At 66.1% G+C, this 18,175-nt stretch carries 22 protein-coding genes; 8 read left to right on the top strand and 14 right to left on the bottom strand.

Annotation, left to right across the window (positions count from 1 at the left end):
- Window positions 1-100 precede the first annotated feature (100 nt).
- Complete coding sequence (locus VW23_RS12405; protein WP_069909888.1) at window positions 101-1,243, top strand: DUF2336 domain-containing protein; 1,143 nt, start codon at window positions 101-103, stop codon at window positions 1,241-1,243.
- A gap of 152 nt (window positions 1,244-1,395) precedes the next feature.
- Here the strand turns inward: VW23_RS12405 and VW23_RS12400 are convergent, their stop codons facing one another.
- From VW23_RS12400 to VW23_RS12385, 4 genes are read right to left on the bottom strand one after another with little or no spacing between them, the layout of a single operon-like run.
- On the bottom strand, window positions 1,396-1,731 hold the full coding sequence (locus tag VW23_RS12400; protein ID WP_069909887.1) for a DUF1491 family protein: 336 nt from the start codon (window positions 1,729-1,731) through the stop codon (window positions 1,396-1,398).
- 32 nt (window positions 1,732-1,763) lie between these two features.
- Window positions 1,764-2,348 carry a shikimate kinase gene (locus VW23_RS12395; protein WP_069909886.1) on the bottom strand — a complete coding sequence of 195 codons (585 nt, stop codon included), beginning with the start codon at window positions 2,346-2,348 and terminating at the stop codon, window positions 1,764-1,766.
- 43 nt (window positions 2,349-2,391) lie between these two features.
- Window positions 2,392-3,813: a peptidoglycan-binding domain-containing protein gene (locus tag VW23_RS12390; protein ID WP_176730384.1), complete on the bottom strand. Its 1,422-nt coding sequence runs from the start codon at window positions 3,811-3,813 to the stop codon at window positions 2,392-2,394.
- The gene (locus VW23_RS12385; RefSeq protein ID WP_069909884.1) at window positions 3,810-5,606 is read right to left on the bottom strand and encodes a sensor histidine kinase; all 1,797 of its coding nucleotides are present in this window, start codon (window positions 5,604-5,606) and stop codon (window positions 3,810-3,812) included. The genes VW23_RS12390 and VW23_RS12385 overlap by 4 nt, the downstream gene beginning before the upstream one ends.
- Window positions 5,607-6,008: 402 nt before the next feature.
- Between VW23_RS12385 and VW23_RS12380 the strand changes: the two genes are divergently transcribed.
- The 3 genes from VW23_RS12380 to VW23_RS12370 all read left to right on the top strand — a co-directional run bounded on the left by VW23_RS12380 (window position 6,009) and on the right by VW23_RS12370 (window position 7,858).
- Window positions 6,009-6,305, top strand: coding sequence for a hypothetical protein (locus VW23_RS12380; protein WP_069909883.1), 297 nt, complete (start codon window positions 6,009-6,011; stop codon window positions 6,303-6,305).
- A 176-nt stretch (window positions 6,306-6,481) separates the two neighbouring features.
- Entirely contained in the window at window positions 6,482-6,901 is a 420-nt protein-coding gene (locus tag VW23_RS12375) for a SufE family protein (RefSeq protein WP_069909882.1), read from the top strand.
- 6 nt (window positions 6,902-6,907) lie between these two features.
- A complete protein-coding gene (locus tag VW23_RS12370; protein ID WP_069909881.1) occupies window positions 6,908-7,858 on the top strand; it encodes a GNAT family N-acetyltransferase in 951 nt (316 codons plus the stop codon).
- 3 nt (window positions 7,859-7,861) lie between these two features.
- On the opposite strand, the gene VW23_RS12365 is transcribed toward VW23_RS12370, so the two are convergent.
- A complete protein-coding gene (locus tag VW23_RS12365) occupies window positions 7,862-8,305 on the bottom strand; it encodes an Rrf2 family transcriptional regulator (protein WP_069909880.1) in 444 nt (147 codons plus the stop codon).
- A gap of 99 nt (window positions 8,306-8,404) precedes the next feature.
- On the opposite strand from VW23_RS12365, the gene VW23_RS12360 reads away from it, so the two are divergent.
- From VW23_RS12360 to VW23_RS12350, 3 genes are all read left to right on the top strand, one after another.
- The gene (locus tag VW23_RS12360) at window positions 8,405-9,115 is read left to right on the top strand and encodes a class I SAM-dependent methyltransferase (RefSeq protein ID WP_084646008.1); all 711 of its coding nucleotides are present in this window, start codon (window positions 8,405-8,407) and stop codon (window positions 9,113-9,115) included.
- 101 nt (window positions 9,116-9,216) lie between these two features.
- Complete coding sequence (locus tag VW23_RS12355; protein WP_069909878.1) at window positions 9,217-9,873, top strand: glutathione S-transferase family protein; 657 nt, start codon at window positions 9,217-9,219, stop codon at window positions 9,871-9,873.
- Window positions 9,874-9,970: 97 nt separating this feature from the next.
- Window positions 9,971-10,465 carry a hypothetical protein gene (locus VW23_RS12350; protein WP_069909877.1) on the top strand — a complete coding sequence of 165 codons (495 nt, stop codon included), beginning with the start codon at window positions 9,971-9,973 and terminating at the stop codon, window positions 10,463-10,465.
- 98 nt (window positions 10,466-10,563) lie between these two features.
- Here the strand turns inward: VW23_RS12350 and VW23_RS12345 are convergent, their stop codons facing one another.
- The 8 genes from VW23_RS12345 to mbhE form a co-directional block, all read right to left on the bottom strand.
- On the bottom strand, window positions 10,564-10,986 hold the full coding sequence (locus VW23_RS12345) for a Ros/MucR family transcriptional regulator (RefSeq protein ID WP_069909876.1): 423 nt from the start codon (window positions 10,984-10,986) through the stop codon (window positions 10,564-10,566).
- Between the two features lie 154 nt (window positions 10,987-11,140).
- Window positions 11,141-11,467, bottom strand: a complete 327-nt coding sequence (mnhG, locus tag VW23_RS12340) for a monovalent cation/H(+) antiporter subunit G (protein ID WP_069909875.1) — start codon at window positions 11,465-11,467, stop codon at window positions 11,141-11,143.
- Window positions 11,464-11,760 carry a cation:proton antiporter gene (locus VW23_RS12335; protein ID WP_069909874.1) on the bottom strand — a complete coding sequence of 99 codons (297 nt, stop codon included), beginning with the start codon at window positions 11,758-11,760 and terminating at the stop codon, window positions 11,464-11,466. The genes mnhG and VW23_RS12335 overlap by 4 nt, the downstream gene beginning before the upstream one ends.
- Window positions 11,757-12,236, bottom strand: coding sequence for a Na+/H+ antiporter subunit E (locus tag VW23_RS12330; RefSeq protein WP_069909873.1), 480 nt, complete (start codon window positions 12,234-12,236; stop codon window positions 11,757-11,759). Before VW23_RS12330 ends, VW23_RS12335 begins: the two co-directional genes overlap by 4 nt.
- Window positions 12,233-13,810, bottom strand: a complete 1,578-nt coding sequence (locus VW23_RS12325) for a proton-conducting transporter transmembrane domain-containing protein (protein WP_069909872.1) — start codon at window positions 13,808-13,810, stop codon at window positions 12,233-12,235. The genes VW23_RS12330 and VW23_RS12325 overlap by 4 nt, the downstream gene beginning before the upstream one ends.
- A complete protein-coding gene (locus VW23_RS12320; RefSeq protein WP_069909871.1) occupies window positions 13,810-14,187 on the bottom strand; it encodes a Na+/H+ antiporter subunit C in 378 nt (125 codons plus the stop codon). Before VW23_RS12320 ends, VW23_RS12325 begins: the two co-directional genes overlap by 1 nt.
- Window positions 14,187-14,609, bottom strand: a complete 423-nt coding sequence (locus VW23_RS12315; RefSeq protein WP_069909870.1) for a Na+/H+ antiporter subunit B — start codon at window positions 14,607-14,609, stop codon at window positions 14,187-14,189. Before VW23_RS12315 ends, VW23_RS12320 begins: the two co-directional genes overlap by 1 nt.
- A complete protein-coding gene (gene mbhE / locus VW23_RS12310) occupies window positions 14,606-16,984 on the bottom strand; it encodes a hydrogen gas-evolving membrane-bound hydrogenase subunit E (RefSeq protein ID WP_069909869.1) in 2,379 nt (792 codons plus the stop codon). The genes VW23_RS12315 and mbhE overlap by 4 nt, the downstream gene beginning before the upstream one ends.
- Before the next feature lie 171 nt (window positions 16,985-17,155).
- On the opposite strand from mbhE, the gene msrB reads away from it, so the two are divergent.
- Window positions 17,156-17,557: a peptide-methionine (R)-S-oxide reductase MsrB gene (gene msrB, locus VW23_RS12305; protein ID WP_069909868.1), complete on the top strand. Its 402-nt coding sequence runs from the start codon at window positions 17,156-17,158 to the stop codon at window positions 17,555-17,557.
- Between the two features lie 148 nt (window positions 17,558-17,705).
- Here the strand turns inward: msrB and VW23_RS12300 are convergent, their stop codons facing one another.
- Window positions 17,706-18,005, bottom strand: a complete 300-nt coding sequence (locus VW23_RS12300) for a GIY-YIG nuclease family protein (RefSeq protein ID WP_069909867.1) — start codon at window positions 18,003-18,005, stop codon at window positions 17,706-17,708.
- Window positions 18,006-18,175 lie beyond the last annotated feature (170 nt).

The raw sequence follows: 18,175 nt of genomic DNA, 5'->3' as shown, positions 1-18,175 counted from the left end.
CCATTAAGAGTTCGTCAAGGTTAACAGTTCGCTAACGATTTCCCTGAAATAGTCCGACTTGTGGTTGAGGCCCGAATCCTGGGGCCTTTCAGGGCAAAATATGATCGGTTTCCAGCCTTACGAGACGTTCCAGCTCCTCATCGAGACGGGCGGCGTCGATCGAACGAACACGCTGTTATGCGCGGCATGCGATGCCTTTGCGCGCCGCGGACGGCCGACCAGTGCCGAAATGGAACAGTTTGCGGCGCTGGCCCAGCGCCTGTTCCCGGCTGCAGCGCCGGCCGCCCGCGCCAAGGCGGCAGCGACGCTCGGCCGCTCCGAGGATCTGTCGCCCGAACTCGAGCAACTGGTGGTACGGCACCTCGGCGATGACTTGCCGGATTTCCTGGTCTCGGCGCCGAAACTCTCCGAGGGCACCATGCTCAAGGTGATCTCGTCGAACGACGTGACACTGGGCGCTGCGCTGGCCCGCCGCGCCGACCTTTCCAATGGCGTGCTCGGCCGGCTGTTTCAGATGAACAGCCGCAAGGTCTACCGCGCCATCGCCACCAATACGGCGATCGTGCCGCGCGGCCCCTATCTCAGCGCCCTCGCCCGCTCGGCGCAGATGGATCACCAGGTGGCCTGGTCGCTGGCGGCGCGCGAGGATTTCGACGCGGCGCTGCTGGCGCCGGCCTTCTTCGACCTGGGCGAGACCGATCGGGTGAAGGTGATCAACGCGTTCTCGCAGCGCGAAACGCCGGCCGCGCCGATCAAGCGCACGCTGGAGCAGCTGTCGGTCGCCACCGGCGAGCTGACCCGGGCGCTGATGAAGCTGTTCTCCGAGAACCGCCGGCCGGAGGTCACCAAACTCCTGCATCAGATCACCGGGCTCGACGAGGTCCGCTGCGGGCAGATCGCCCATGACACCTCAGGCGCCGCACTGTTCGTGGTGCTGCGCGCCTTCGGCTGCGATGCGCAGGACGGGCTCAAGGTGCTGATCCACGCCACCTCGCACGACGAGGATCGCTCCAAGGCGCTGGCGCAGTTCTCAAAACTGTTCGAAACGGTCAGCGTCGATGCCACGGCGTTCCTGATGAGCGCCTGGCGCGGCGAGGTGAACCTGCTCGACATGACCAAGCCGGAATACAAGCCGTTCGAAATCGAACGCCGCCGCATCCCGCCCCCGCAGACCCGCGAACGCAACCCGGTGGTCGACCAGGCCATCGAGGCGCTGGCCCGGATCGGGGCACGGGCGAGCTAAGGTCTGCACCCAGCTACCCACAACCACAGACGTCATCCCCGCGAAGGCGGGGACCCAGTGGGATGCTTCAGTCTCCACCACCGTTGCGACATCCCACTAGTTTCCCGCCTTCGCGGGAATGACGCCAGTGCATTGGATGCAAGGCCGACGAACTAGGTTCGCGCCACTTCCAGCCCCAACTCGCCTTTCCGTAGTTCCAGCGACACCACCCACAGGTCCGGGTCGAAGTCGTACTCCCTCTCGATCCGCTCCCGCACCTTGGCTGGCTCGACATGGTCGAAGCGCAGCTGGAACACCCGGGCCTCGGGGTTGTCGCCGAGGCTGGTCGCCGGCGCCGGCGTATAGAGCGACACTTCGCCGTTGAGGTGATCGACCTCGACGAAGATCTGCCCGGCGATCGGGTCACCGCGGCGCGACACCACACAGAGGTGGCCGATATCGTTATGGCGGCGAACGAAGGCCGAAACCCAGAGGTCGGTGCGAAACATGGCTCACCTGTGCCGGAAAACCCGGCGTCTGGCTAGGCTGGCGCGACGAGTCCAAGGCGGCCGAGCACGCCGGCCGCAATGGTCTCGGGGCGTGCCACCGAGCAGACCAGCATGTCGCCGCTCTCCCGGTAGATCGCAAAGCGCTGGCGGAACTTCCGCTCTTCGCTCTGCCGCTCGAGACCAAAGCCCCGCGTCAGCTGCCGCGCCACCACGATGGATGTGGCACGTTCCAGATCCAGCGACGGCAGCAGGGCGACGCCATAACATGTCGCAACCAGCCGCTCCGCCCGAATGCGGTCGTCGCTGCCGGGGGGCGCTACGAGGAAGCCCGACGCAGTAACGAAGATGCCCGGCTCCGGGGCGTCGCCGAGCAGTTGCTCGGCCAGTGCGAGATTGTCGGCCCGATAGCGCTCGTAGCCGTGTGCGGCGATGAACGGGCCGATCACCCCGATCCGCTCGCAGAACTCGAGATCGAGATCGATCAGCGGCCAATCGAGCTCCTGCGCGAGAGCTCGGCCCAGCGTCGACTTGCCGACGCCGCCGGGTCCGAGCAACATGAGCCGCTTGCCCGGTCGCCAGGCTCGCCGCATCTCGAGGTGAATCGCTGCCGAATCCATGCGCCATCCGACCGCGAGCGGCCGGCGGGCGCAATGGGGGTCGCTAGATCGCGGCGCCGTTGTCGACCAGGAGGTCGAGCAGTTCGGGTGAGATCCGGCCGGTCACCTTGTAGTTGAAGTAGACCTCAAAATTGCGGATCGCCTTGGCGGTGGCTTCGCCGGCCACGCCATCGGCCGGGCCATGCAAGAACCCCAGGCTCCCCAGCCCGCGCTGCACTTTGGCGACGATCACCGGATCGGTGACCGAGAACGGCGCCATCAGCTGTTCGGGCGTCGCTTCGGTGTCGAGCACCGCGATCGCCTCGCCCGGCGCCGGCGGCGCCGGCTCCTCGATTTTCAAGGGCACGCCGACCTGCGGCTTGTCGGGCAAGGCAGCGAGCTCGGTCCGCTCAACCGCCGCCTTGGGCACCAGCGCTACCGGCGGCGCGGCCTCGGCAGTGCTCAGCGCGTTCGATTCGGCGGCGAACTGCTGCACCACCGGCTTTTTGGGCAGCACCTTGGGTGCTGTCGTCATGGTCATCGACTGCACGCCGTTGACGATGGTGCTGATCGCGTCGCCGGCGGTTTCCGCCGCCATCTCGAGCGCCGCTTCCGGCGATTTCGGCACGGGCCGGCCCAGCACGGTGTTGCCGGTTGCCTGCTTTGCCAGGGCGATCGAGCCGGTCTCGATATCGGCGACCAGCGGCTTGGGCTGCTCCATCACCGCCAGCGACTGCGGCTTCACCGCGTCGGTCCGCTGTTGCTCAGGCTTGGGCTGCTCAGCCTTGAGCTGCTCCGCCTTGGGCAACTCGGCTGCGACTGGCGCGACCTCGACCTTGGGTAAGGTCACCACCGCAGCGGGTTTTTGCACGACCGCAGCTGCGGGCTTTTCGACCGCAGGCGCCGGTGCCGGGGCCACAGGCTGTGCCGCAGGCGTCGACAACGGCGCGGCCAGCACCATTTCGATGATGTCGCGGGTCAGCTCGCCGGTCGGCTTCAGCCCGCGCTGCTCCTCGAACTTCTTCAGCGCCCGGGCGGTCTGCGGGCCGTAATAGCCATCGACCGTCCCGGTGAAGAGCTGCAGCCGCTCGAGCTTGCGCTGCACTTCAAACACTTCCTTGTTGCCGATCGGCCCGCCCTGCGTGTCAACCGGAGCGGCAGCCGCCACCACCTGGCGCTGCACCTTGGCGGGCGCGCTCATCACGAAGCTCTTGGGACGGGTTTTGGGAATCACCAGTTCGACGTCGGCGAGCTGGGCCGCTGATTCGATCCCCGCGTCGAACAGCGGCGACGGATGCTCGTGGCGTTGGCCATAGAGCGCGTTCGAGCCGGCCATGGCCGACGTCACCACCAGGGCGGCGATGGCGGAATTGGTGAGGGGCGAGCGCATGTAGCGCGCAATGACCCAGAGCGCCGCGCGGCCCGCGTGGGCCATAGCGACGCTGCCGACCTGCAAAGGCAGGTGCGCAAGAGTTGCTGCCGTCATAGGGCTCTTTTTCTTTCGTCGTCGTGCCATGTGGTGGGCATTTGCTGCTGGACCGGGTCCCGATGAAGCGGGGTAACGGCAGCAGTTTCCTCCACCTTGGTTTCCGGACCGTTTATCGGCAGCAGAACAGTCATCACTGTCCCCTCTCCCGGCGACGAGCTGGCATGCAGGGTTCCCTCATGCAGCTCGACCAGTCCCTTGACGATCGAAAGACCGAGGCCTGTGCCCTCGTAGCGGCGGGCGAGGCCATCCTGGGCCTGGAAGAAGGGCTCGCCGATTCGGCTCACCGATTCTTCGCCCATGCCGATGCCATGGTCGGCCACCGAGATGGCGAGGTGCCGGCCCTGCCGCTTCATGGCGAGCGTCACCACCGAGTGCTCGTTGGAGAATTTTACCGCGTTCGACAAGAGGTTGATCAGGATCTGGCGGCAGGCGCGCTCGTCGGCGATCAGCATCGGCAGGCTGCGCGGAATGTCGGTCATCAGCCGTACCGATTTGGCGCGCGCCATGGCGTCGACCATCTTGAGGCACGGCTCGACCAGCGATTCGGGCGCGATCGCCTCGGTGGTCAGCTCGAACTTTCCCGCTTCCAGCCGGCTCATATCGAGCAGCATCTTGACCACATCGATCAGGTGATGGCCGCTCTGCTGGATCAGCGTGGCGTATTCCTTGTGCTGCGGGCTGAGCTCGCCGACGACGCCCGAGGTCATCATCTCGGAGAAGCCGACAATGGCGTTGAGCGGCGTACGCAGCTCGTGCCCGATGGTGGCGAGGAAGCGCGACTTGGCGCTCGAGGCTTCCTCGGCGAGCTTCCGGGCGCGGTGCAGCTCGTTCATGTAGTCGTGCCGCTCGGTCACGTCGCGCAGCAGCACGACGACTTCGTTGCGCGAACCCGGCGCATCGGCATCGACCACCGGGGACAGTGACGCTTCGACCCAGACGTAGCGCGGCGCGGCCGCCGACGGGCCGGGCTCGTCGCGGCGCATGCGGATTTCGACGCGGCGGGTGCGACCGTCCTGGTTGGCTTCAGCGAAGGCGGTGAGGTAGGTCGGCCGATCCATCACGTGGATGCGCTCGACCAGCCCGTTGCCGCTGAGCTCGAAGCGACGGCAGCCGAACAGCTTTTCGGCCGAGCGCGAGGTGAACAGCACCGTGCCGTCGCTGGCAAAGCGCATCACCGCATCCTGCACGTGCTCGATCAGGTGCCGGTAGGCGTTGATCTGCGCCTTCTCGTAGACCTCGAACACAGTATTCAGTCGGTTGGCCGAATGGGCGACGATGGCGGCGGTGATGGTGAACACCAGGCCGCCGATCAGCGTCGTCGACATGTGGAACGGCTCAGGCCAGGCAAGGATGTTGAAGCTCGCCAGCACCCCCAGCGCCACCACGGCGACGAGAATCGCCCAGGCGCGCTTCTTCACCGGCGTACGGGTCAGGAGCGAGGCATGCACCGGGCCGAGCACCGCCACGGCAAGGCCGAAATCGGCGATCGCCGGATCGGCGATGGTCAACAGCGCGCCAGCGAGCAGCGTGGCGTAGACCTGCCCCGCGGCGGCGCGCTCATACTGACCGCGCTGGCAGAGCGCGATGGTGAGGACGCCCGCCGCGATACCGATGGTCGCGAGGACAAAGGGGAGCAGCATGGACTGGGTCAGCGCATAGAGCGCCGCCGGCATGCCGATCAAACTCAGGATCAGGACGAGCTTGGCATTTGTGGCAATGGCCTGCCGGCGCAAGGCTTCAGGACGCCCACCCGCGCCCCGCACCGGCTCGGTGCGCCAAGCGCGACGCATCGCATCGCTCAACCATGTCCAGAGGCTACGCATAACTCTAACCAACCGCCCCGCCGCCCATTTTCTTGTTGCCCGGAGCTTCCACCCGAACGCCTAATGCGGGTTTAAGGGGAAGAGGCCGCAGGGCGGTTGCGCACCCGATCCATGGCGTTGCGCAGGGGCTTTCTGGGGTTAGCGTAAACAGTTCGTTGCGCCGACCGCGGGCTTCCGACGGGCCGGCGGTTAGAGCTTGACCACCCGCCGAATCCCGCAGGGCAAGGGTGCGTCGCCGCCGCTCGATCCGACTCGATCCGTGGCATTTGCCGACAATTTTATCGAAATCTCGAAACCGGACTTAAGTCGCCCGGCCTAGCCTCCCCGCAACACAAGGCAGGTGGACTGCCGGTACGGGAAGAGGCGACGATGTTCGTGTTGAGGTCTGCATTCTGGCTGACGGTGATGTTCCTCATCATCGCGCCGAAGGACTTCGACCTGGGCAAGACCGCCAGCGATGCTTCCGCGCAGGCCCTCAAGGCCGGCCAGCAGGTGATCGTCTCTCAGGTTCTCGCCAGCGACTGCAGCACCCTTGAATGCGCCGGCGGCAAAGCCGCGCTCACGGTGCTCGCCGGCAGCAAGTTCCCGTTCGTCGACATACCCATGCAAATGACGTCGAACATCCCGGTCCCGCTCCCCCGACCGCGACCGGATCGGATGGGTTGAGCCAGGGGTTGCGTCACTTCCCCGACGCTACTCCAGCAGCGATCCCTGGCCGAGCCGCAGTGCGCTGCCCCGCACTGCGGCTCTCTCCTTCTTGGCGAATATTGGGTAGCGAATAGCGAGCAGCGCAGCCTATTCGCCACTCGCTATTCGCCATTCGCTCGCCTATCTATCCGCTTATGAAGCACCCTGCCGCCTTCACCGAGATCGCCGAAAACCTCAGCTTCCTGGACGACTGGGAAGATCGCTACCGCTACATCATCGAGCTCGGGCAGGCGCTGCCGCCGCTCGCCGAGAGCGAGAAGAACGCGGAGAACAAGGTGCATGGCTGCACCTCGCAAGTCTGGCTGGTCTCCAATCACAACGGCGCTCAGCTCGAGTATCGCGGCGAATCCGACGCCATGATCGTGCGTGGCCTCGTCGCCGTGCTGATCGCGCTCTATTCCGGCCGCCCCGCCCGCGAGATCGCCGAAACTGATGCGATCGCCATCTTCGACGAGCTCGGCCTGCGCGAGCACCTCACCACGCAGCGCTCCAACGGCCTTGTCGCCATGGTCAACCGGATGCGCAGCGAAGCGCGGTCGCTGGCGGCGGCCTGAGAGTCGATGCCTGAACTCGTCATCCGTCCGCTGCAGCCGGGCGAGACCGAACTCTTTCTCTCCTACCCGTTCGCGCGTCAGCCCGGTATGTGGGAGACGGCCCGTGACTACGAGGCCCTGCTCGCCTCGAACCAGTACCGGCCTGAGCACACCTGGATCGCGCTGCGCGACGGCACCGTCGTCGCGCGGGCCTGCTTCTGGGCGGGACGTGAGGACAGGCATCCGGTGTCGCTCGACTGGCTTGAGGCAGAGCCCGGGCCGCAGCAGGTTGAACTGGGCACCGCGCTGCTGCGCACCGCCCACCAGACGATCCGTAACGCTGAGGGCAAGCGCCCGGACTACCACCTGTTCATGCCGCCCGGTTGGCGCGACGATGCGGCGTTGCGAGCCGCCGGCGAGGCTCGGCTCATGAGCGCGCAGAACGCCGGACTCGTGCCGTTCGTCGAGCGCTTCACCTATCGCTGGTCAGCAGATCGCGACGGCCTGCCGGCGCGCAGCGAGCGGCTGGAGTTCCGTCCTGCTGATGACACTGAGGTGCTGGCCGTGCTGCAGCAACTGCTGGTCGGCACGCTCGATGCACATGACCGACACGCCGTTGCCACCCACGGCATCGAGCGGGCGGCGGAGATGCAGCTCGAGGACCTCCACTGGTTCCCCTCGCCGCGCGACTGGTGGCAACTGGCCTATACGAAAACCGGCGAGCTGGTCGGCCTGATCGTTCCGGCGCGCAACTACAGTCAGCCGACCATCGGCTATATCGGCGTTGTCCCGGCGCAGCGCGGCCGCGGCTATGTCGATGACCTGCTTGCCGAGATGGCGTGGCGTCTCAGCGAGGCCGCCCCCAGCGAGTCGATCGGCGCCGACACCGACTTTGCCAACCTGCCGATGGCCAAGGCCTTCGCCCGCGCCGGCTTCCGCATCGTCGAGGAACACCTGGTGCTTACCGACGCAGGGTGAGCCCTAAACGTGCGGGTGCCCGTGCACGGCCAGCGCCGAAGCGTGCGACGGCATCAACCGATCGAGGGTAATGGCGCCGAAGCGCTGGACAAACAGCGCTTCCGCTTGAGCCAACGTTTCGCCGAGCGCTTCGTTTACCGCCTGCTCGACCTTGCACGCGGGGTTGGCGCTGCGGTTGCCGAAGGCGAACAGCGCCGGACGGCCGAGCGCCTGGTAGACATCGAGCAGGGTGATCTCAGTTAGCGGCTGCGCCAGCAGCCAGCCGCCGCCATGCCCCTTGCCGGAATGCACATGGCCCGCCTTCCTGAGCCCGGCCATGGTGCGGCGGAAGATGGCGGGGTTGGTTCCCATGGTGGCGGCCAGCTTCTCGGAGGTCAGCGGAACGCTCACCTGCCCCAGGTGCAGCAGCACATGCAAAACACCGGAAAGTCGCGTGTCCTTGTTCATCCACCTGTCCTGAAACCTGCCCCCGCAGCTGTCAACCCAACCGGTTGACCACCGCTCCAATCTTTCGTATCAACAAAAGATACATGAAATGGAGTGACCATGTCCACTCACGACAATCGCGTCAGGAGCGCAGAAATGCGCGGCGCCTTCTCGCCCCTTCGCCACCGCGGTTATCTCGACGGCCCGCCGCGCCAGGTCCCCGGCTTTGCGAGCCTGCACCGCATGGTGGAGATGCTGCTGGCGGAGCGCGTTCCCGCCAAGGGCAAAGTCCTGGTGCATGGCGCCGGTGGCGGCCTCGAGCTCAGGGCACTCGCGGAAGCCCAGCCCGGCTGGCTGTTCGATGGCGTCGACCCATCGCCCGATATGCTGGCGCTCGCCGAGGATACTATCGGCCCGTATGGCGCGCGGGTGCTGCTGCACCAGGGCTTGATCGACGCGGCGCCGTCTGGCCCCTTCGATGCGGCGACGAGCCTCCTCACCTTCCATTTCATCCCGGTCGACCAACGGCGCGAAACGCTCCGGCAGTTGCATCGACGGCTGAAACCCGGGGCGCCGCTGGCGCTGATGCATATCAGCTTCCCGCAGACCGAGCCGGAACGCACACAGTGGATCGCCCGGCACGTCGCCTATGGCGCGGCGCGCGGCACCGATCCGACGCATCTCGAAGCCGCCCGGGAGGCGATCGGCACCCGGCTGACCATCCTCGCCCCCGAACAGGATGAACAGATGCTGCATGAGGCCGGCTTCGATGGCATCAGCCTGTTCTTCGCCGGCCTCAGCTTCCGAGGGTGGATCGCCTACGCCGCATAGGAACAAAAAACTCATCAGCCGATGTCGAATCCCGCTCCGGAGCTTCGACTAAAAGTGAAGGCTGGATTGGCCAGCCGCATGAACAACACCGGAGCTGACTGATGATCCCGACGATTACGGCCTTTGCGAGCTCTCCCGATGGCGGCCAGGGACAGGCGCGCGACATGCGGGTGCGCTGGGCGCTCGAAGAGGTCGGCCAACCCTATGACGTGCGCCTGGTGTCGTTCGACGAGATGAAGCAGCCGGCGCATCGGGCGCTGCAGCCGTTCGGGCAGATCCCGACCTACGAGGATGGCGTGTTCACCCTGTTCGAATCCGGCGCCATCGTCTTCCACATCGCCGAGCAGCATCAGGGCCTGCTGCCGAATGACCCCGCGGCGCGGGCCCGCGCCATCACCTGGATGTTCGCCGCGCTCGCCACCGTCGAGCCGCCGATCGTCGATCGCGAAGCGGCGGAATACACCGAGGGCGACAAGCCCTGGTACGATGAGCATCTGGCGACCGTCGACGCCCGGATTCGCAACCGGCTCGACGACCTGTCGCGGCGGCTCGGCGACGCCGATTGGCTCGATGGCGAGTTCAGCGCCGGCGACTTGGTGCTGGTCGGCGTGCTGCGCCGCCTCGAGGGCTCCGAGTTGTTGGCGGAGCACCCGAACCTTACCGCCTATGTCGCTCGCGGCAAGGCGCGCCCGGCGTTTCAGCGGGCCTATTCGGCACAGTACGCGGTGTTCACCGACAGCCAGATGGCGGCGGCCTAGGGCCGGGTCGATGCTGCTCTCCACACCTTGATCGCGGCATCGCTTGCGAGCAGCGCCGCTCTGCGACTACGGTCCGCCGTGTTTGACGGGGATCTCTATGCTCAGGGTGATTTCGGCCTTTCTCGTGCTCGCGCTGGCAACCACTGCCGGCGCGGCGGAATGGACCTACGAGGATGGCAGCGTGCCGATCGCCTATCTCGACAATGGCAGCGCGCAGTTCCAATTCGCCTGCCGCGGCGGAGACCTGGCGATGGGTTTCTGGGTGCGCTCGCCGCATCGGCAGGTCGCCGGCGCCAGCTCGATGAACCTCGCCATCACCCCGGATCCGGCCGAGGGTGCCGGCGTTTCTGCAGCCGGCGGCAGCAGCTTTGCGCAGGAGATCCCGCTGATCCACAGCGACGGCACCTCGATGATCGTCCGCGGTCCCGTGGCGCGGCAGTGGGCGCGCATCGCCCAGGGGGCCAAGGCGAGCATCCGCGTCGCCTATGTCCGCAGCAAGTCGCAGGGCGGGCTCGAGGTGTTCGACAGCAAGAGCTTTGACGCCAAGGGCTCGTCGGCTGCCATCAAGCGCGTACTCGAGCGCTGCGGCTGAGCAGCACCGGCCCGTCGGCATCAGGCGCAAGCAGGTCCAGAAAACAGCGTGGCCGCCCCTTGCGGAGCGGCCACAGCCAGTCGATCGCTTGGAGCCGATCAGGCGGCCTTGCGGCCCAGGCCATTGTCCTTGGCGAGCCGCGAACGGGTCGCCGAATAGTTCGGCGCAACCATCGGGTAGTCGGCCGGCAGGCCCCACTTCTCGCGGTACTCTTCGGGCGAGAGATTGTAGTGGGTGCGCAGGTGCCGCTTCAGCGACTTGAACTTCTTGCCGTCCTCGAGACAGATGATGAAGTCCGGGGCGACGGACTTGCGAACCGGAACGGCCGGCTTCAGTTCCTCGGCCGGTTCGGCCGCGACAGGAGACTGGAGATTCCGGAGGGCAGTGTGCACGTCTGCAATCAGCTTGGGCAGGTCGGTAACGCTAAGAGCATTGTGGCTAACATAAGCGGAGACAATGTCGGCGCTCAGATCGATGAGATCGTTGTCAGCCGCGGCATTGCCGCTGATGATATCGGTCATTTCGGGTCCTTTTCTGCGGTATGTCAGGGCGAAGAGGTGGCAGCCTTGCCCTGGACTGGTTCAATAGAACCGCTGCACTGCAAATGCAATAGCAACTGTCGTCTATGTGTATAACCTTTGATTTGCGGCAATAGTGTGCAGTTGCCAAAGTGTTTCACTTCAAATCGTCGACAGTCGTCGTAGCGGCCGGCGCCTCCCCGCAGCGATATGCCGCACGTGCGAGCAAGTGTGCGGAGAGCGGGGTGGACAACAGTAGAAACACGATGCCCAGCAAAGAACGCAGGATCACCGCGCCATCGAGCGAAGCCACTGCCAGTGCTAGGAAAATCAGCCCGGCGCCGATCGCTCCCGCTTTCGATGCTGCATGCAGCCGGGTATAGAGGTCGGGCAAGCGCAGCACGCCGATCGCCGCGGTCAGGCTGAACAGCGCACCGGCCAGCACCAGGGCGGCGGCGAGATACTGCGTGAGTTCGACAATCACCGTTCAACCTCCCGGTTTCGCGCCCGGCTCATCAGGTAGCGCGCCATCGCCACCGTAGCGAGAAACCCCACCAGCGCCAGCGCGATGGCAATATCGACATAGAGCGAGAACCCCGTCAGCACCGCCACTGCGGCGATGAAGCCGGTGGCGAGCACGGTGATCATATCGAGCGCCAGGATGCGGTCGCCGAGATTGGGGCCGCGGATCAGGCGAATCACCGCCAGCAGCATGCCAACGAGCAGCAGCCCGAGCGCGATCTGGCTCGCCAGCTGCAGTGCTGCTGCGCCACTCATCGGAACGCCCCCGCGACCTTCGCCTCGAACCCGGTGGCGATCCCCCTGATGAATGCTGCGCGATCGGTGACGTGGATGGCGTGAATGTAGAGCAAGCGCCGATCCTCCGACACATCGACGCTGAGCGTTCCCGGCGTCAGCGTGATCAGGTTGGCGAGCAGCGTGATCTCGGCATCACTGGTCACGCTCAGCGGAAACGCAATGATCGCCGGCCGGATATGGGCATTGAGGTCGGGGCGGAGCACCAGCCGCGCCACGCGCAGCGCGCTCATCACCAGTTCGGTGACGAGCAGCCACGCGAGCGCCCCGATGCGGAGCGCGCGGGGCAGCACGTTGGGACGCGATACGTATCCTCGCACGACGAACAGGCAGGCGGCGCTGACCAGCGCGCCAAGCAGCAGGTTGGGCAGCGTGAAACTGCCGGTGGCCGCCGCCCAGCCGAGCGCCAGGACGATGGTGAGCAGGACCAGACTCATGGCGCGGCTCCTTCGAGACCGGTGGCGACGATATAGTTGGCCGGCCGCAGCAGCCCCGCCGCCGCATCCTTGCCGAAGCCGAGCAGTGGCTCCGGCCACAGCCCGAGCAGCAGCACGACCAGCGTCAGCACGCCGGCCGAGCCAAGCCCGAGCCAACGCACCTGAGGGCTGAGCGGCTTCAAATCCGGGTTCGGCGCCTCGGTGGCTGCCCCCTCATGCCCGGGGCGCCAGAAGATGTGGGCCCACAGCCGGCTGACCGCGATCAGGGTCAACAGCGCATTGGCGAGCACCGCCAGCCACAGCGTCAAGGCCCAGCCATCGCGACCAAAGCCCCAGCCTTCGATGCCGCCCTGAACCAGCAGCAGCTTTGGCCAGAAGCCGAGAAATGGCGGGACGCCCGCCACGGCCAGCATCAGGACGAAGAACAGCAGCGAGGGTAGTGAGGCCGCCGCATAGACGCCGCCCATGCGGCGCGTGTCGGTTTCACCTGATATCGCCTCGAGCAGCCCGGCGACGAGGTAAAGCCCTGATATCGTCAGCATGGCGTGCAGCACATAGGTCACTGACCCGGCGAGCCCTGTAGCATTGCCGAGCGCCGCACCGGCAATGGTCGCGCCGATGCCGCCAATCACCAGGAAACCCAGCGCTCGCCTGAGGTTGGTCTCGGCGATGGCCCCGAGCGGACCGAGGATCAGCGTGCCGATCGCCACCAGCACCAGCACCGGCTCAAGCACCTCGCGGCTGGCCGGCAGCAGCATCACCAGAGCGCGCAGCAGGGCGTAGACGCCCACCTTGGTGAGCAGGCCGGCCAGCAGCGCCGAGATCGCTGCCGGCGGCGCGTGGTAGCTGGCCGGCAGCCAGGCATTGACCGGAAATGCCGCCGCCTTCATGCCGAAAGCCAGCAGCAGCAGCGCCGCGATCGAGGTCATCACCGCGGGATTGGCCAACCCTGCCCGACCGACGATGTCGGCCATGTTGAGCGTCCCCAGCGTGCCGTAGAGCAGCCCGAGCGCGGCAAGGAAGAATGTGGTCGCGAGGAAGTTGAGGAAGCCGTATTTCACCGTGCCGTCGAGCTGGATGTTGCGTCCGCCCAGCACCATCAGCCCGAAGCTCGAGATCAGCATCACCTCGAACCAGACATAGAGGTTGAACAGGTCGCCGGTCAGGAACGAGCCGCTGACCCCGGCAAGCAGCAGGAGGATCAGCGGATAGACCCCGTCCCGCCGGGCCCGATCCGGCATGTCCATCCGCAGGTAGACCAGCAGCAGCAGCGTCACTCCGGCTGCCGCCAGAGCGAACACCGCGCTGGTCAGATCGGCGACAAAGCTGATGCCGAAGGGCGGCAGCCAACGCCCCATGGTCATCGCCACCGGCCCCGTCTCGCTTACCCTGAGCGCCAGCGCGATATCCGAGACGAAGATCACAGCGACGATGCCGAGCGCCAGCCAGAACTGCGCCTCCCGCGCCTCGCGCAACATCAGCAGCACGGCGCCGCCGAGCAGTGCCAGCACCACCGGCAGGATCACCAGCCAGTTGGTCGGATGCGTGGCGAAATCCTGCATCGCACCGCTCATCAGTAGCTCATCGGCGGTTTCGGCCCGCCGCGCGGCTCGGCGACGCGCATGCGGTCGGTATCATCGGCCTCGAGCGACTGGTAGGTGCGGTAGGCCAGCACCAGGAGGAACGCGAACATCGCAAAACCGATGACGATCGCCGTAAGGATCAAAGCCTGCGGCAGCGGGTTCGCGGCACCCGCCGACGGCGCGTTGGCCCCATCAAGCGCGATCGGCGGGACGATCCTTCCCAGCCGTCCGGCGACGAGGATCAAGAGGTTCACCGCGTTGCCCAGCAGCACCAGGCCGAGCAGCATGCGGATCAGCGCACGCGACAGCAGCAGGTAGATCGCGGCAGCGAGAAAGACACCGGACAGCGCGGCGATGACATGGTCCATCAGGCGCCACCCTCCTCGTCCTCGAGCGCCAGCGCCACCGCGGCGATGGTACCGAAAACGACGAAGTAGACGCCGATATCGAACACCATCGGGGTAGAGATCGCCACCTCCACCTCGTCTAACTCGAAGATAGTCCACAGCCCGGTTAGGAAAGGCACGTCGAACAGGATCGACAGCACTCCGGCGAGTGCCGCGAGCGCCACGCCGAACCCGGCATAGGCGAGCGGATGAACCTTGAGTGCGGTGCGTGCCGCATCGACGCCCATCGCCATACCGTAAATCGCCAGCGCCGACGCCGCGATCAGCCCGCCGATGAAGCCGCCGCCCGGCTCATTGTGGCCGCGCAGCAGCACGAACACCGAGAACACCAGCATCACAGCAACCAGCAGCGGCGCGATGGTGCGGAAGATCAGCGAGTTCATGCCGCCGCCTTCCGCGCCGCGCGGCGCTTCCGTTGCGGTGCAGGTTCGACTGGTGCGATTTCAGCACGCTTGCTCCGCCTGGCGCCGCGGATCAGCGCCAGCATGGCAATGCCTGCCGTCATCACCACGGAGATCTCGCCCAGCGTATCCAGCCCGCGGAAGTCGACGAGGATGACGTTGACGACGTTGTGGCCATGGGCGATCGGCACGCTGTGCGCATTGAAGAAGGTCGAGAGCCTCACATCGAACGGCCCCTCGATCACCGCCCAAAGCAGTATGGTCACCGCAAGACCGCCGAGCAGCGCCACGCCGCCATCGCGGGCCCAATCCTCGAGTGGGCGCCGGTCGGCAGTATCGAGATCGAGCCGGGTCATCACCAGGGCGAGGATTACCACAGAGAGGATTTCAACCATGAACTGGGTGAAGCTCAGGTCGGGCGCGCCGAACACCAGGTAGAGCAGCGCCACAGCCAGTCCCTGCACCCCAAGCGCCAGGATGGCGAACAGGCGGCTGCGGGCACATACAACGGTCACCACGCCGAGCACCGCGAGCCCGACCAGGCCCCATTCGTAGAACCTGAGGTCGAGCGTTTGCGGTCCACGCGGCAGCCCATCCAGCAGCCAGAGGGGGCCGATCGCCGCGACCACCAGCAAGGCGAACACCACGAATAGATAGAGCTCCAGCCGCCCGTGGTGCAGCAGCCGCGTCACTGCGCCGGCTAAGCGCACGATGCCGAAATACAGCCAGTCGAAGCCGATATCGAAACTCCAGCCGATCGTCGTTGCGGCGCGCCGCAACAGCGACCGCCCCAGATCGAGCCTGAGGAACAGCCCGATCGCCAGTACCCAGGTGGCGAGCGACAGCCAGAACGCCGGCCCCAACAGGTCGACGCTGAACTTCAGGTGCGTCTCCACGGGCACGCCGAGGATCGCCGACGTCGCCGGCGCCACTGCCAGCTGCCCAGCCAGTGTCGGCACGAAACCGAGGAAGATCCCCAGGACGCCCATGGCGATCGGTCCCGCCAGCATCGCCACCGGCGCCTCGTGCGGCTCGATCGGCGTCGGCAGCAATTGCCCCATGAACGGCTTGATCAACAGCGCCAGCCCGACGGCGCCGAGCAGCGCATTGCCGAGCACCAAAGCCACGAGCGCCAAGAGCGACTCAAACTGTCCGATCGCCAGCGCGGCATACATTTCTTCCTTGGCGAAGAAGCCCAGCAGCGGTGGCAGCCCGAACATCGCGGCCGAGGCCATGATGGTGCCGATGAAGCTCAGCGTCATCGGATCGCGCAAGCCGCCAAGCATGGTGATGTCGCGCGTGCCGGTGCCGTGGTCGAGCGCCCCGACGACGAGGAACAGCCCCGCCTTGTAGAGTGCGTGGGCGATGAAATAAAGCACCGCCGCGGTCACCGCGAGTTCGGTGCCTGCGCCCAGGAGCAGTATCAGCAAGCCGAGCGAGGCCAGCGTCGTCTGCGCCAGCATCTGCTTGAGGTCAGTCTGGCGCAACGCGGCGATCGCGCCCCAGAGCAGGGTCGCGCCGCCGAACGCCATCAGCGTCAGGTTCCAGATCGCTTCGCCGCCCAGATGCGGGGTCATCCGCGCCACGAGGTAGACGCCGCCCTGTACCATGGTCGCCGAGTGGAGGTAGGCCGAAACCGGCGTCGGCGCCTCCATGGCGTTGGGCAGCCAGAAATGGAACGGCAGTTGCGCCGATTTGGTGAAGGCCGCGAGCAGCACCAGCCCGACCAGTAGCGGATAGGCGAGGTGGCTCGTGAGGTCGCCCGCCGCGCTCAGTTCCCAGCCGCCGGAGATGGCGTAGATCGTCACCCCCGCCGCCAGCAGCGCCAGCCCGCCAAAGCCGGTCACCAGCAGCGCCTGGATCGCAGCACGCCGCGCTGCCTGCCGGGTGTGGTCGAAGCCGATCAAGAGGAAGGAGGCGACCGAGGTCAGCTCCCAGAACAGGTAGAGCGCGACGAGGTTGTCGGCCAGCACCAGACCCTGCATCGCCCCCATGAAAGCCAGCAGGAAGCCGAGGAACCGCCCCTGTTTGTGGCCTTTCAGGTAGGCGCCAGAATAGAGCAGGATGAACGCCCCGATGCCGGCAATGGTCAGCGCAAAGGTGAGGCTCAGCCCGTCGATGAGGAAGCTGAGTTCCAGCCCCCAGGACGGCGCCCACGGCCAGGCGACGGTGATGATCTCGCCGCCCGATATCCGCCCGAGCAGCCCCCACAGCGCGACGAAGCCGGCCACCGGCACCAGCGCCACGACCCAACCGGTAAAGTCGCCAACCAGCCGATAGACGAGCGGCGCCAGCGCCGCCGCCACGAAGGGCAGCAGCACGACCAGTGCAATCGCTATTGCCGGTGTGGCCTCCACCCGGGTCCGCCCCCCTGTGGGATTCGCATCGAGGTCACCTTAGCCCCTCCCCTCGCCCCGGCAAGGCAAACCGGTTGAGCCGCAGGGCTGCACCACAGATTTGTGAGGGCCCTGGGATTTGCGATCGGAGGCCGCAATCGCCATATCTTGCGCCGTAACGGAGATTCCCCGATGAGCGAGACCTTCAAGGTTCAGAAGTCTGACGAAGAGTGGCGCGCCACGCTCAGCCCCGAGCTCTATCGCGTCGCCCGCGAGCACGGCACCGAGCGGCCGTGGTCCCACATCTACAACACCGAAAAACGTGACGGCATCTATCACTGCGCCGCCTGCGGCGCCGAGCTGTTCACCGCCGACACCAAGTACGAATCCGGCTCCGGCTGGCCGAGCTTCTTCAAGGCGATCGAAGGCTCGGTCGCCCAGACCGTCGACCGTTCGCACGGCATGGTGCGGGTCGAAGCGCATTGCGCCAATTGCGGCGCCCATCTCGGCCACATCTTCCCCGACGGTCCCAACCCGACGGGCGACCGCTTCTGCATGAACGGCACGAGTTTGCAGTTCGAGCCGAAGGCGTAGGGCTACGGTTTGGCGTTGTCATCGTCCCACCCACCGGCGTCATCCCCGCGAAGGCGGGGACCCAGTGGGATGCTTCAGCCTCCACCGGCATTGCGAGATCGCACTAGGTTCCCGCCTTCGCGGGAATGACGCCGGTGGTGGCGGGAAATCAGGGGAACAGCGTCGGATACAAATCCACCCAGGCCGGGTTCTTCTCCTCGATCAACCGGATCTTCCAGGCCCGGTTCCACTTCTTCAGCTGCTTCTCGCGCAGGATCGCGTATTCGACGTCCCCCTGCTGCTCGAACCATACCAACCGGTGCACCCCGTACTTGCTGGTGAAACCCGGCACCAGGTTTTCGCGATGGATGTAGGTCCGGCCAATGAGATCGCTGGTGACCCCGATGTAGATCGTCCCACCCATTTTGCTGGCGAGCATGTAGACGTAGAAGTCTTTCTCGCTGTCCATTCGCGTCCCCAAACCGCCCACCCACCGGCGTCATTCCCGCGAAGGCGGAAACCCAGTGCGGTTTCTCAACCTCCACTGGAGCTGCAGCATCCCACTAGGTTCCCGCCTTCGCGGGAATGACGTCGTAGGGTAATACCACCCTCCGAGCTTTCATCGAGACCCCCCCATGC

This window comes from Devosia insulae DS-56 (genome assembly GCF_000970465.2).
GTDB lineage: Bacteria > Pseudomonadota > Alphaproteobacteria > Rhizobiales > Devosiaceae > Devosia_A > Devosia_A insulae.
Note: the sequence above shows the minus strand (reverse complement) of the source record. Positions and strands in the feature narration are given on the sequence as shown.

Coding starts and splice junctions, on each gene's coding strand:
- VW23_RS12405 (WP_069909888.1), top strand. CDS start 101: ATGATCGGTTTCCAGCCTTACGAGACGTTCCAGCTCCTCATCGAGACG.
- VW23_RS12400 (WP_069909887.1), bottom strand. CDS start 1,731: ATGTTTCGCACCGACCTCTGGGTTTCGGCCTTCGTTCGCCGCCATAAC.
- VW23_RS12395 (WP_069909886.1), bottom strand. CDS start 2,348: ATGGATTCGGCAGCGATTCACCTCGAGATGCGGCGAGCCTGGCGACCG.
- VW23_RS12390 (WP_176730384.1), bottom strand. CDS start 3,813: ATGACGGCAGCAACTCTTGCGCACCTGCCTTTGCAGGTCGGCAGCGTC.
- VW23_RS12385 (WP_069909884.1), bottom strand. CDS start 5,606: ATGCGTCGCGCTTGGCGCACCGAGCCGGTGCGGGGCGCGGGTGGGCGT.
- VW23_RS12380 (WP_069909883.1), top strand. CDS start 6,009: ATGTTCGTGTTGAGGTCTGCATTCTGGCTGACGGTGATGTTCCTCATC.
- VW23_RS12375 (WP_069909882.1), top strand. CDS start 6,482: ATGAAGCACCCTGCCGCCTTCACCGAGATCGCCGAAAACCTCAGCTTC.
- VW23_RS12370 (WP_069909881.1), top strand. CDS start 6,908: ATGCCTGAACTCGTCATCCGTCCGCTGCAGCCGGGCGAGACCGAACTC.
- VW23_RS12365 (WP_069909880.1), bottom strand. CDS start 8,305: ATGAACAAGGACACGCGACTTTCCGGTGTTTTGCATGTGCTGCTGCAC.
- VW23_RS12360 (WP_084646008.1), top strand. CDS start 8,405: ATGTCCACTCACGACAATCGCGTCAGGAGCGCAGAAATGCGCGGCGCC.
- VW23_RS12355 (WP_069909878.1), top strand. CDS start 9,217: ATGATCCCGACGATTACGGCCTTTGCGAGCTCTCCCGATGGCGGCCAG.
- VW23_RS12350 (WP_069909877.1), top strand. CDS start 9,971: ATGCTCAGGGTGATTTCGGCCTTTCTCGTGCTCGCGCTGGCAACCACT.
- VW23_RS12345 (WP_069909876.1), bottom strand. CDS start 10,986: ATGACCGATATCATCAGCGGCAATGCCGCGGCTGACAACGATCTCATC.
- VW23_RS12335 (WP_069909874.1), bottom strand. CDS start 11,760: ATGAGTGGCGCAGCAGCACTGCAGCTGGCGAGCCAGATCGCGCTCGGG.
- VW23_RS12330 (WP_069909873.1), bottom strand. CDS start 12,236: ATGAGTCTGGTCCTGCTCACCATCGTCCTGGCGCTCGGCTGGGCGGCG.
- VW23_RS12325 (WP_069909872.1), bottom strand. CDS start 13,810: ATGAGCGGTGCGATGCAGGATTTCGCCACGCATCCGACCAACTGGCTG.
- VW23_RS12320 (WP_069909871.1), bottom strand. CDS start 14,187: ATGGACCATGTCATCGCCGCGCTGTCCGGTGTCTTTCTCGCTGCCGCG.
- VW23_RS12315 (WP_069909870.1), bottom strand. CDS start 14,609: ATGAACTCGCTGATCTTCCGCACCATCGCGCCGCTGCTGGTTGCTGTG.
- msrB (WP_069909868.1), top strand. CDS start 17,156: ATGAGCGAGACCTTCAAGGTTCAGAAGTCTGACGAAGAGTGGCGCGCC.
- VW23_RS12300 (WP_069909867.1), bottom strand. CDS start 18,005: ATGGACAGCGAGAAAGACTTCTACGTCTACATGCTCGCCAGCAAAATG.